General features: G+C 52.7%; 7 protein-coding genes. 1 reads left to right on the top strand and 6 read right to left on the bottom strand.

The genetic code is table 11. The features are described 5' to 3' along the window. Window positions 1-26 precede the first annotated feature (26 nt). Complete coding sequence (locus tag AAEZ03_RS17345) at window positions 27-800, top strand: HNH endonuclease (RefSeq protein WP_169918566.1); 774 nt, start codon at window positions 27-29, stop codon at window positions 798-800. A gap of 259 nt (window positions 801-1,059) precedes the next feature. Here the strand turns inward: AAEZ03_RS17345 and AAEZ03_RS17340 are convergent, their stop codons facing one another. The 6 genes from AAEZ03_RS17340 to AAEZ03_RS17315 form a co-directional block, all read right to left on the bottom strand. Continuing rightward, a complete protein-coding gene (locus tag AAEZ03_RS17340) occupies window positions 1,060-1,812 on the bottom strand; it encodes an SIR2 family NAD-dependent protein deacylase (RefSeq protein ID WP_106117501.1) in 753 nt (250 codons plus the stop codon). Between the two features lie 357 nt (window positions 1,813-2,169). Further along, entirely contained in the window at window positions 2,170-3,942 is a 1,773-nt protein-coding gene (locus AAEZ03_RS17335) for an ATP-dependent nuclease (RefSeq protein ID WP_106117502.1), read from the bottom strand. Between the two features lie 182 nt (window positions 3,943-4,124). Continuing rightward, the gene (locus tag AAEZ03_RS17330; RefSeq protein ID WP_105753679.1) at window positions 4,125-4,946 is read right to left on the bottom strand and encodes a hypothetical protein; all 822 of its coding nucleotides are present in this window, start codon (window positions 4,944-4,946) and stop codon (window positions 4,125-4,127) included. Window positions 4,947-5,388: 442 nt separating this feature from the next. Beyond that, on the bottom strand, window positions 5,389-6,300 hold the full coding sequence (locus tag AAEZ03_RS17325) for a site-specific integrase (protein ID WP_105753680.1): 912 nt from the start codon (window positions 6,298-6,300) through the stop codon (window positions 5,389-5,391). Window positions 6,301-6,699: 399 nt separating this feature from the next. Continuing rightward, window positions 6,700-8,256, bottom strand: a complete 1,557-nt coding sequence (locus AAEZ03_RS17320) for a DUF5677 domain-containing protein (RefSeq protein WP_105753681.1) — start codon at window positions 8,254-8,256, stop codon at window positions 6,700-6,702. 116 nt (window positions 8,257-8,372) lie between these two features. Further along, window positions 8,373-12,863 (bottom strand): NACHT domain-containing protein, encoded by a 4,491-nt coding sequence (locus AAEZ03_RS17315; protein ID WP_169918563.1) that lies wholly within the window; start codon window positions 12,861-12,863, stop codon window positions 8,373-8,375. Window positions 12,864-13,199 lie beyond the last annotated feature (336 nt).

Raw genomic sequence — 13,199 nt, 5'->3', positions numbered from 1 at the left:
ATGCGACCTCTGATAAGGCAAGAGCATTGGCATATTCACCACCCCACTCTGCAGAGGCATTGAACTCAGCGGACGCTATACGGCACCGTATACTAGGAACCTTTGAAGAGCGCTACGGACATGACCTTCTCTCATTCGAGGATGCACTAGCGATTGACGAGGATTTTTTTAGAATCGCTTTCAAGCCATACAAATGGACTTTGCTTCATCGATTCGCTCAGAACTGTTTATGGGAAGAGTGGAATTACCTTCGCAGGAAGGCTGACGAAGAGTTTGTGCTGGAGTCCTCGAGACTGCTACAGCACTTTAAAATCCCTTTCTCAGATGAGGAATACTCCGACATCTCAAAGCAAAAGGACTACCTCTTTGAGTTATTGCAGGAACCCTTGAAAAGAATTACGCATGAAGTATTTTGCATACTATTTAACGACAAAAAATTGATGCGTTGTTTTGGGGAGCGGATTTCTGATGCTATTGCTGATATAAATCCTTCTCAATATCCCCTATATGTGCATGCGCAGGGCAGGCTTAAGCGCTCCAGCTCTTGGCCAGCATGGCTTAGAGATGCCTTGTTTTATAGAGAGAATGGCCGATGCGCGGAGTGCTCAAATAGCCTTACAGGTGTCTTTGATACTTCCCTTAAGCCTCAAATCGACCATATTGTACCTATCAGTAAAGGTGGAACCACCGATCCTACGAACCTCCAGACCTTATGCGAGTCCTGCAACAAGAAAAAGGGCAATAGCAGCAGTCAAGTTGGAGGCTTCATTTATATCCCTTGGGAATGTGAGTTATACTGAATCTATTTAGAGATGGCTAATTCAGCCATATCATATGAGTTACTGGCGCACGTACTAGGTTGTGACCCTGCTCTCATAAGATAGATTTGGACGAAAACTCCACCATGACTTAAAGGGCTGAGCGGAGTTCCACAGCCGGGCCCGAAGCGCAAGCTGAGCGCGCCGACTCAGGACGAACCGAAGCTTGAGGATGGACGCCCGGAGGGCCAGGTTCAATGCAGAAGCAATGTGAACCGCGATCAAACTACGAGGTAGGAAATCAGCCGAATGCCTCGCGAAGTAGGCTCTGCATCATCACCGAAGCAGGGCCCTGAAGAAAATGCTCCTGACTGCTGATATCGAACCGCACAGGGTTGATGTGAACAACAGTCGCCCCGTGGCCTAAAGCACGTAGTGGTAGCTCAGCTGCAGGGTAAACAAACCCGGACGTACCAATCGAAAGGAAAACATCGCAACCCTCTGCAGCTGCGAGACCTACGCTCCATGCGTCCTCAGGCAGCATCTCCCCGAACCAAACAACGCCAGGTCGAACATACCCGTTGCAGACACAGCATCGCGGCGGCTCAATCCGACGTCCATCCTCCGGCAGCACGTCAGACGTGAGAGGCAATGTGAACGCCAGCCCACAATCGATGCACCGAGGAGAGTGCAGGCTGCCATGCAAATGAATCACATCCTGACTGCCGGCCCGCTCATGAAGATCATCAACGTTCTGGGTGATCACAGTCAGCTTGGGCACATGCTTGGAAAGCTCAGCGATGGCACGATGTGCCCCGTTTGGCTGCGCCTGGATGACCCTGTTCCTACGCCACTCGTACCATCCCCAACACAGGCTCGGGTCTGCACGAAAGGCTTCAGGAGTCGCAAGTTGTGCAGGATCAAAGCGCTCCCAGAGCCCCGTCAGCGCATCTCTGAACGTCGGGATGCCGCTCTCTGCTGAAGCACCCGCCCCAGTGAAGACAACGACATGCTGAGTCTTACGCAATCGCTCAGCGAGGGAACTGGTGATCATAAGCATTCCTTAGGGCAGGATCTCATTTGGGTGCCGGTGTTATGGTCGCTGGATTCTCATCCATTGGTCAAAAGCTAAGGGATCCTGGTTGTCGGCAGTCCGATTGCGTATGCCAACGACATGTTTGCTGAGTGGTGCCCCATCCTCTCGCTCATTTGGCGCATCAAGTCCGCGTAATGGAATTCTCAAGGTAGCTAGTGTTCCTGCCGCGCTGGTCTGGTCGAAGCGTCGATACCTGATGAGCCAGAGCTTCACTGCGGAGATAGGACAGCTACAGACGGTCGCAGCGAGCTAGCAGGTTTGACGCACTAGCTGGAGTAATGCTCCCGAGCGGAAGCATTACGATGAGGTAAGCGGTCAGATAGCTCGCATCCAATCAAGGGTGCTTCGGAAAACGGGATATTCTTGATCTATCGTCTCCGGCTGCCAGCTTCGAATATTATCTTCCTGGGCGATAATGGCGGCTTCCCCCTTTTCCACAATGTTCAAGGCATCCTCAATACATCCCATTGGCCAGACCCAAGTTGAAAATCTTGCTTTCATAGCCTCATGAGCGGCGTTTGCGAGCGGTTGACCTTCAGTATGCCTTGCGAAGGCAGCCCAACAGTCCGCTGCGGTTCCGTTCTGGGATTTCTGAGGCATTCCATTCCCTCCAAGCTGGAAACCTTCGGTTCGGCTGACTACTTGAAGTGCAGATTTGACGTTATCCATCTCTTCGCATTCCTTCGGGAGCCAGGGGCCCCTAGCGTGGGTGAATGCAAAATCTAAGTCAGCGATCACGCCACACTTGATGCCCATTGCCGTCAGTACAGAAAAGCCTTTAGGGATAGCGGTGCAGCTCCCGAGGGCAACGAAACATATCCGTTCGAGCTCTGGGCTGACGCCATAGAGCTTTTCGTATATGAGGGGTAGCAGTCTCTGATCGGTTTTGCCTTCGCACAAAATTACCTTTTCAGCGAAATAGATCTCCGCAATATTTCCGAGCTCAAAAAGCGTTCGAGATTGGGCTTGAGCCTCTGCTATAGCTTGAGTAACCGCCGTACCCATCGGAATCCGAACCTCGGATCCATTCTCCCTTGATCGGCGCACGATCACCGTTTCAGGCGCGTTATCTCTGCTCACCATCAATGGCGAATGGGTAGTGAATACGACTTGGTAGCCAGATTTCGAAAGCACATGGAGTGCTTCCCTAAGGCCTCTGACACCTTGTGGGTGAAGAAAAATCTCGGGCTCGTCGATCAGGAGGAGGCGGCGAGAGAGGTCTTGATCGCGGGTTTTGCGGATGTCGGCCAAAAGTCGGATCAAGGCCATTTGTATTGCACGCTGTGCACCGCTGCCTAAGGTGTCGAATCGTCTAGTTTGACCAGATATCTCATCGGTCACATTCAAATCACCGCTCTTGAAAAATTCCTTCACATCGATTGAGGGTACGTCGAGATTTAACAGTAGGCCGGGGAAGAAGCTTGAGAGGGCATTGGTGGCACTGGTATCGAACTCAGCCAGTAGAGGAGATCGGTTTTCTCCGTCAGAGCCTAGAATATTCCTCACCGCTGTCAGGGCATCCTGAACCTCCTGGTGAGCCGTGAGGATGGGAGCCATGATCTCATCCAGTAGTCCTCGGATTGTGCTTCCAGCCTTCCCTTTACCTAAATCTTCCTGGACGTCGTCCATGGCACGGATATGCAACGCTTCAGGCAACAGTGCAGAAATGGCTTGAGGTAGGCCAGTCGGGTATGAGCGCCAGGAAGCAGGTAGTCCCTGATCATTTAGATCCGCATTTTCCCAAACTTCCGTGGTCGGTTTTGTCGAGCCTGACGCAGAAATCCTTATCCAAAGGTCACCGTTGATGCAGTAGGGGGTAATCGCGGCTTGATGTTTGGCTTCAGGGATTTGTGCAATCAGCTCTTCTGTAATCCCTGACACGCAGGCGCTGATGATGATTGGCTGGCTGGGGTCATTAGCGTCTGTTTTCGCAAATGCCTTTGGTGCTAACACCAATCTGATCGCGTCGAGGATGGTGGATTTCCCCGCGTTGTTCTGACCGACCAGTGGGGTGAAATCACCCAGAGGCAAAAACACTTGCTTGCACGAGCGGAAGTTCTTGATGTGTATTTTGCTCAAGGAGTGCATGGCCGGAATTCCCTATCTACGGTGGGCATGGAGCCTCAGCGTAGCTGGAAAGTGGCGATGCGCACTGTCCCCCACGAGCACCATGGTTCTTGTCGACATGCGCAGCTTGTTTTGTACTGGCTGGATAAAGCAGAGAGCGTTTTGAATGGCCAGCGTTTGCGCCGGCCATCACCTGGTCAACCTCAGAATTCGTGCTCAATATCGTCGAAGAAGTTCGGGCCAAGCTCGTACTCAAGAGAACCGAATCGCGCTAGGAGGTCTGCTCTCACTTTACCCTCGGCTACGGGTTCAAAATTGATCCAGTAACTGTATACGAGGCCCTCATCCGATTCGTTGGCCGTGACCTCCGAATCGGCTAGAAGCTCTGCGTCGTCGATAGAAATCTCCAGCTCATTCGCCAGGGCCTGGGCCATGGTTTTGCGGTTGCCGCGTTCAGCTTCTTCAACTTGGGCCCAGTGCTCCCATTCAGATCTACGGTCGCGATCAGCATCAGACTCACTGCTGGAGATGACCACGCCCTCGTCAGCAAGTAGCCATATACCATCACGGCGTAGCAATTCGACCGTGGCTTTGAGATAGAAGGCTGCACCGTGATACATCCTCTCCTGATCTTGCTGCCCCTGGTAGGTCAGGGAGACTTCTAAAGTAAGCTTCCCGGTTGCGTCGCTGTAGTCAGCGTTTTCAATTTCAAGAGTATCAATAGTGAATCCACTCGCATTGGTGTCCGCAATCGCGCCGGAGAGCTGATCCTCCAGTTCTAGATCCAGATGGGCGTAGACGTCGTCTTCATGGATCGCTTGGTGAAAGTCTTTGATCCCAAAAACAGCCACCATCAGACGCGCATCCTTGGGGTTCCGTTGGGCGACTACAGAAAACTCATGGTAATCAGCGAAGCCTGCTTTTTGAATAAGGGTTTCTTGAGCGACAGAAAGCTTCAGGCCCTGATCATGAGCAAGCTTTTTAGCTTGGGATTTGAAGATGTTTAGCGGGGAAAAATCAGACATGGCAAAGGTTCCTAAATCTACGACGCTTAGGTGTCCGATTGCCTGTTCACCGGGCAGCGTCTGGTTAGGGACATGCCGATGTAATGCTGGAAGATGTCAAACGATGGGCTATTGCTTCGCGAAACAGGCGCCAGGCGACCATCACCGCCTGACCCGATCATAGGTCAGGAAAATTCACTTCGCAATAGCCAGCGGGAAGGGCATCGTCGGGCTGGTTTCGCAGGAAGTGGCTTGGAGCGTTGCTCAGGTATCGGTCGTGACCGTAAGCGGAGCGCGCCGGCATAGGATGGGCCAAAGTCCTGAGGATGGACGCCCGGAGGGCCCAACATTGGCGAAGCCAAGATTGGGTTCACGACAGCCGTACCCCAACAGGGGGCTCGCCCAAAACAGGAATACTCAATGGCCTCGCAAATTAGTCGCGAAACCATTCCCAAGGTTAGGCCTAGTGAACAGTGCTACTGGTTTTCGGCAAACCGACTCCATATGCCAAGGACGTATTCACTGAGTGGTGGCCCATCCTCACGCCCATTTCGCGCAAAAAGTCGGCGTAATTGTCCGTGGTTTTGCGGATGCCATAAGGTGTGAGCAAGCTCGCATCAATATTCCCTTTGCGAGTCCAGGAGAAACAGATCTTTCTCAGAGTTATAACCGACAGCGGACGCCCAGAGGCATTACCCGCACGGAAAAGATAATCTCCGTCTGACAGCCTTGAGACCTTGATGTACTCCTTAAGTATCGACCTGTACCTATCAGGAATCGCATCGAGTACATGCTTGGTATCACGGCTCTTCACGCTATACACCGCAGCACCCTGTTGCATCCTCGCCGATAGGAACTCGTTTGCCCGCAGCCCACCCAGCATGCATGCAAACAGCGCCCGATCTCTCAAGTCGCCCGATTCGGCAAGGATCTTTTCCAAGGTCTGAACATGTTCTTTGATCAACCCTTGCTGAGTCTGGATAACCAGTTTTGGTAGTAGGCCATGACCAGCAGCGGGAGAAACCTGCACACGTTTAAAGGCTAGGAGTTTTTTCAGGGAGAGATCGTTCACGAGCCGTTCCAGCTTCTGTCGATCCACAGGCGGCGATGTTTCTGCCTGCAGGGTAGCTTTGATGGCTGAACCAATTGCCTTCCTGACATCGGCTTCATGCGGCACAGGCTCATCTGGCGGGCAGACTTTTGACGTCTCGCTGAGATCGTGGAAGCTCAGATAACCTAGTCCCTGCGCGAGCGCTTTTTGAGCATCTGCAAGTGAGATTGGGGCTGGGCCACACCAGTGCTGCTGCAACTGCTTGGACAGGCTTTTGAAGCCACGATTTCGGATCAGGTCGTCTGGATAGACTGGGACGCGCATAGCAGTTCTCCGGTAGCGTCAGGGTGTCGGCTGCCCGCTGACTATCGTCGAAATGCGTGCGAAAAAGTGGTGTTGCAACCTGTGGCACTGGAGCCTTCACGAGCCGACCGTTTGATCCAGGGAGATCAGGGGCATAGAAATTAGCATGGCAATCTGCGGAGCGTCTACGATGGTTCCGAAAGATTGGGCTATGGGCGGCAAGTAAGAGCAGCGGCAGAGACAGGCGCTGCGTTCGTGACACTGGATAAGCTGTTCAAACAATGACCAAACACGGCTCGAGATTGAAGGGTCGTGTAATGTGCCCGAAAAGGGACACTAAGCCAGTTTTAGAGGCTTAATATCCCGATTCGGGATCATTATTAACCAGCAGATGAATCCCGTTTATCCCCAAACCTCAGCCTATGCAGGCTCTTTAGGAGCCGCCGCATTGTTCTCATCATCCCTCGGTGCGTCCTCGATCTCGAAGCGCGTATCAAATCCAGGGTACGCAGTGTTCACGTCGGCAAGAATGGCATTTATTAAATGCAACGCATCAGCAATGGTAGGTTCTAGCATCCGGTGGTATGGCAGTGGGATGCGATGGAACCGGTGCAGAGGGTTCAGACAGTGAGTGAAGTTACTGTCCCTTATTGCACCCCATTGTCCATGGACGAAGCCCGAGGCCCAACCGTAGTACCTGTCGTAGTCATCCTTCGTGCCTGACTCCTCTGCTAGCCTGCGAAGATCTTTACCGGCCCAATGGCCCAGATCGATCTCCACGTACTCTTGGAAGTAGTCTTCGTTCGCCAAGGTTTCCAAAGCCTGTTGGGTCACAAACCGAGCCTTCTGACCGGCCATCTCCTCGTGCTTGAGCAGTGCCAGCTTGGCTTGGCCGGCGCCATAGGAACGGAATTTTTTCCACATCTCGTCGTTCCCACAGCGTACTAGGTAAGCCAGCGAGATCCTGCACTCAGTGAGAGATCGAAGCAGTAGCCTTCCGGTAATGGCTGAGCTCAACGGCCCCATGCTTATTTCGGCTAAGCAGGCGAGAGCGAAGAACCCGAACCCGAAAACGCCATCATGTTTCTGATTCAGGCCAGTGGTGCTCAAGCTCGTGAACCAGTGAGCCAGTAAACCTTCACGGACATCATTGATCGTCTTGCCCAAGATTTTGGGGTCATGGGCAGATTCACCTCTGGCCTCCAACGGAGCTGGGAGGCAGTGGGTATGTTCCAGTGTGTAAGCCCAAAATAATTCGGGCCAGAGGCTAGGTTCTTGATCCGGTTTAAGGCTGATTACAGCCATTTCCATGGATCTAATGGAGGGTCGGACTGATCTCATATCTCCCCGGTGTGGATATTCGATAATTTCCTGAATCCGCTCCCTCATCTCCTCCATGACGAAGATTTCCCCTAGCCCTAGCTTGAACAGTACGCTTAACCAGCGCACATCCGTTGCTTCTTGGGACTGGTGGTCAAAGGTTTTCAGTACCGCCTGGCCAAGGGTCTGCCAGTCGTCCTCGGTTGCTTCAGCAGCGAGTGCTGCTTTCCACCAGTCTCGACCTGGAAGGTTTTCGAGGAGCAGTAACGGACGCAACGCTTGCAAGCCTGAATGGCAGTGGAGCACCCGGCTCACGAGGGCGTTGAAGAGTTCTCTCGGCTGGTTCGGTAAATCAGAGTGGCGAAGCGTCCAGCCCAGTGCTTCTTTTGGCTCCTGTTCGCGGTCATCATCACGTCGATAGCGAATGCCGATGGAAGCGATGTCCCGAAAAACCTCGATTGCCTCTTCACGGGGAATTACGGTAATGACCAGGCAGGCCCAAAGCATCTCCGGTAGGCGATTGTTCGCCCATGACGAGAAGCTCATCCCTGTGATCTGCATAATGGGGGGTATGAGCGCTTTGCCAACCCTTTTGTGATCTGCCAGTGACGACGTAACTTTCCCGGAGCGATTTGGCTTTTTCTTCCTGTTAGACATGAGCTACTTCCTGTTTGGCTACGCACTGTTCGAACCGTCATCAGCCATCAAGTCGAGGCTAGCCCAGCTAACTAATGCTGAACCTCGACCTGGTGACCACTCCGGCTGCCCCTAATTCAGGAATCCAGGTCGGATGCCTCTCCTGGCTCTCCCTTGTCCACATCCCTTTTCCAATGTTGCAGCTGTGGAGCGCGCTTGCTAAACCAAACGACCCCTTCAGATCGACGCCAGGAGGCATGGCTGTTTCCACCGCCTGGCCAAGCGCCCCGTTCTGTGACAAAAATCCATACACAGGACAGACCGTCTTCCTCGAGAAAGGAGTCAAACAGACCCTGATCTATAAAAGCATGAGAGCCGTCGTCAGGACTCTGCCCGCTGACGAAAAGTGTTCTGCCAGAGCTGTCAGCGTATATGTTTGAGTTGGACTGATGCGGCGTCAGCCCTAGTCGTTTTGCGAGCCATGGTGCAGGTATCAGAGCGTGAGCGCCGTCGTTCAGAGACGCATCTAGATGAGACTCCCAGTGGTAACGGAAACACGGGTAGGCAATCTCAACCTCACCAATATTGTGAAAGTCCATGGTTGACCACTGCTCTTGATCCCACGTCGAACGCCAAGGGGCTTCCAGCAGATAGCCATCGTCCGTCGCATTTCGGGTTGACCAGTTGTCTACTCGAACCTCTTTTTCCATACGGATGTATTTTATGAGTCTCTGTTCATCCTCACGCTTTACGATTACTGGCAGTAAAAAGCGCCACTCCTGTTTTCTAAGCCCATGCTCGCGGCTGGACTTATCTTTGTACCGCTCTGATACCGACCGATGCTCATGTAGGACTATCCAGGCCCGGCCCTTCGCATCCGTCCTGCTGACAAGGCTTGCCATACCCAAAGCCGGATCCTCTTCGAAAGGCCACTTCCCGAGTTCCTGTTCTGAGGTCTGTCGCATGGTGATTTCGGATCTGGGAATGGAATCTTCCGGGCTAGGCGCCTCTTCGGAGGCTAGTAGGATTGTCGGATCTATGTCTCTATGGAAACCTACATCGAGAGGCCCAGCATACTGACGCGATCCATGGAGGGCGCGTTCGGACATCCATTTGTTATCCGCAAGGCTGCAGAGAAGCTCATCCAAAGCCAGCCACTGGTATTTCTTACCAATACGCTCAACCAACGGTCTGTCCCGACTGTAATCATGACGCCTGCTCCGATCTTCGGGGAACAAATCCTTCGTCCAGCCGAGGCCATAGGCACGCTTTGCGACCCAGCGCTGGGCTGCAGTCACATCGATATGCGGTAGCTGGTCAGGCCGCTCCTCGGGGGCATTGAATCGCGGCTTATATTCCTTGCGATACCTTGCCTTTTCACCTGTGCTCAGCATTCTTAGAAGGAGTGTCTCGCACGCCTTAAAGCTTTCAGAGTAATCAGGTGCAGTTGTGCCCTGCCGGCGCTGAAGAAGATCGCGGAAACGGGTCGGCGTGAAGGCATGCATCATCTCAAGGAGTTCGACGCGTTCAGGGCAATGGTCGATGACTTCTTGCTCAAAAATTTCAGATCTTTCAGAGGGGGTCAGGGGCTCAGGCGTGCTCAGCGAGATATTCAGGAACGAAGTTACGCGAGGTCGTATTTCATAGCAGCCAAAGTCGCCACCCCACTGGGCGCATGAGCTCTGTATCTGAGAGTCGCCAGCATGCTTGGCAGCCTTCTCGAGCGCATCTTCTGTAACGGAAAGCCGAATGCTTCTCGAGTTATAGGGTGGACGGGCCTTCTGAATGTCCACGGTTTCCGGCAAGCAGTTTTTGCAAGCTGCGAGCTCGATAATGCCAAGGGCGGCGTCTCGAAGCAGGATGGACGCGGGGACGTCCACTCGGTCGAATACAGCCTTGTAGGTCACCTCAGAAAAGGGGCGCAGAAGCCGTTCACAATTGCTGACACAGCACGCGCCGAAGGCTGCTGTGTGCAGGCGCTCTAGGATATACAAGTCGTCCACTGCGGCGAAGTCATCACAAAGCTTCGCGTACAGAGAATGGTTGCGGATCATCAGCGAGGTAAGCGCTTTGGTGGCCTTGTCCCGCAGCTCCCGATTAGAGCTAGCAAGGAACCATGTGAGGATTATCGCGCAAAGGTACTGTACCTCAGAGTCTGTCTGCTCACTTTGCTCGAGAGCGCTCCACTCTATGAGCCGCCTGGCAGTAGCCCCCTCGTCTAACGGGAGAATATTCGCGTGCACAGTCCAGTATGCGTCCCGCTTCGGCATTTCAAGGACAATTAGCCGCTTATGCAGTGCTTCTGCATTCCAGGGGTGCCCAGCACTCGCGCTGACCTGGATGATAATGTCGAAATACCCATCTTCAACCTCCAGGAATGCGTTGAATAGCTCGAGCGTCCGGTCGGTGAACGACTCATTATTGCGCCACCTAAGACTTTCTATGAAGGCATCATTGACTGCTGGATCATTCGCCCATGCATTGATATCGCCTGGTAACAGATCGAGCAGCTCTTGATTGAAACGCTCAGGCAGTTGCACCGACAGGGCGTCGACCAATCCCACCCAGTCACCATGAATGCTTTCATCATCATGGATGAATTTCAGGGCACCAGATTTCAGTGCATCAGCAGGATTGATTACCGTCTCCAGTATCACTGAGGCCATCAAGTGGTCTTGAAGTCTCTGGAAGCTGAAGCGAACGATGTCTTCAGGGGCGGCAAAAGGATCGGCTCTCCTTTCCCTGGGATCTGGATCAAGCCTGAATAATCCGTTTCTCTGGAGAATTTCAAACCATGTGGTTCCCGGAGGTGCCGGGTATGCGTGGAACCTCCCATCGACGATACGTATGGCGTCGCTATGCGGGACATAGTCCCGTCTGTTTGCAGCCATCTCTGATGCAATAGCAGCGAGTGCCTGGTTCGTCGGCCTTACCAACTCATCGCTACCATCCCTACCGGCACCCAAGTTGCGAGCAATACTCTTCGTATAGAACGAAAAAACCTGCTTCGTGCCGACCAAACCCTTGGGGAACCACTTTTGATTTTCCCTTTCAAGAGCAACGCAGGCGCTACGCAAAAAAAGCGGATTTACAAACTCGGCAGCTAACCATGGGGTGTTCGGTTGAGATATGCCGCGCTTTCCCAAGTATATTCGAGCCGCTCTGGACTGCTCTTCCTGTGTCTCAAATCCGCGAATTCGGAACGCCGGAACCTTCTCACTTACCGCAGGAGGGATAATGTAAGGAATGTATTCAGTCCTACAACTGAAGGCCAGCGTTAGGTTCGGGTGGCGTTCGATTCTTGCCACGAACTCTGCAAGCTCATTACGCCAGAGAGTTAATCCAGCCCCCTCATTTACCGCATCCACCAGGATCAATCCGCGCTTGCCGGTAACGTCTGCGGCGGCACTCAGTGCTTGAAGCAATGCGTCAGGATTAATGTCTCCGACTCCCAGGCGCTTTGAAAACTGAGCCCAGACGCTGTCGCCGTTTAGCTGTTGGCCAAGTATCAGGACGACAGCTCTGCCCTCTGATATGGCGTTCTGCGCTACGTTACCCAGCAGATGCGATTTTCCCGTTCCCGCTTTTCCAAATATGAAGATGCTGCGACCTGATTCCGCAGAAATGTATCGACCCTCGATGAGTGATCTGAAGGCGTATGCTGCACCACTGAGATCTCGCAGTCGGTACTCTATATAGTCCAATGAGGAGCTGCTGGACTTTGGTTCCTTCGCCTTTTCTTGCTTCGCTCGCCAAAAAAATCTTTCTAGATCATGGACGCTTTCTGAAATAGACTCGATTATCTCTAAGGCTGCCGCTACAGGCCAGACTCTGTAGGCGTCTGAAGTAAATGCGAGGCTAAGTTTCTCCAAGTCAATTGTTTTGGCGTGGATATTCTCAATAAGCTCTAAGCTGCCTTCGAATGACTGCTCAATGTCTCCAAGTTGGGCGGCTTTTTGTATTTTTGAAAAGTGATCCTGGATCTCGGAGACAATGCTATCGTCTCGTAATATGACCTTGAATATTCTTTCAATGCCAACTTCCACATGGTCTTCAGGATGGTATCTTTCGTCCAGCGATTTGACTGCTAGGTCAATGTGATCGGAAAACCATTTTGGTGAGAACTCAACGTCGCCGAACCAATATCTGCGCAACCCCTCCGCATTCGGATGGGTGAGTCGATCCGTGATCTCTGAGGCCGTCCATGCAATAAAGTCGACATGTTTACCCGGCGCAACGAGCTTTCCCCATGTTTCCTTTCGAGAGTGCCAGCGTTCCCAACCTGTGTTGCCGCCACCTTGCTTGCCAGTCTTATCAGTCAGGTCACAGGGGAGAGCGACAATATACCTGGACAATCCTGGATGCGTTTCCAAGGCTCGCCGCACGGAGTCGTCAATGTTAGCCCAGTTTATATCAGCCGATTTCGTATAGTATTTAGCTTGATAACCAACCTCGCTTCCATCACTGAGCAACCAGTACGCCTCGATTCCCCCATCTCCTCCAGCACCTTCTATTCGCCTGAACTCCGCGTCAGCGGCTGGTGGTTCACGTCGGGCTAGCTGGCAAACGAGTTCTTCAAATGCGAGGCGCTGTCCTGAATCCATGCCTCTGATGCGTCTGTAATCCATGGAGTGTCCATTGCGAAAGCTAATAGTCGTGATGGCAGATAGCCTGTGCCAAGTGTATACGGTACGGACACGTTCGGAGTCACTAGCCCGTGGGCGAGACGGGCCTACGTGAAGATCGGTGGATCTAGGGGTATCGGAGGCCATCAACAAGTGTTGGCATAGCGACACATTTTCCTGGGCGTCAACGTGGGTAAGGCCCGCAAATGCATGCGCAATGAATGAAGGTAAGTGCTTGTTATTTCTCACGTAATGTGCAATTATAATTCTGCACTACGAGATGATACAGATATTGCTCAAGGATACAGTCGTAGTGTGCATCATAGGTGTCGCATGAAG

Source organism: Pseudomonas sp. HY2-MNA-CIBAN-0224 (genome assembly GCF_040310285.1).
Classification (GTDB): Bacteria; Pseudomonadota; Gammaproteobacteria; order Pseudomonadales; family Pseudomonadaceae; genus Aquipseudomonas; species Aquipseudomonas helleri.
This window is presented reverse-complemented; position numbering and strand designations above follow the sequence as displayed.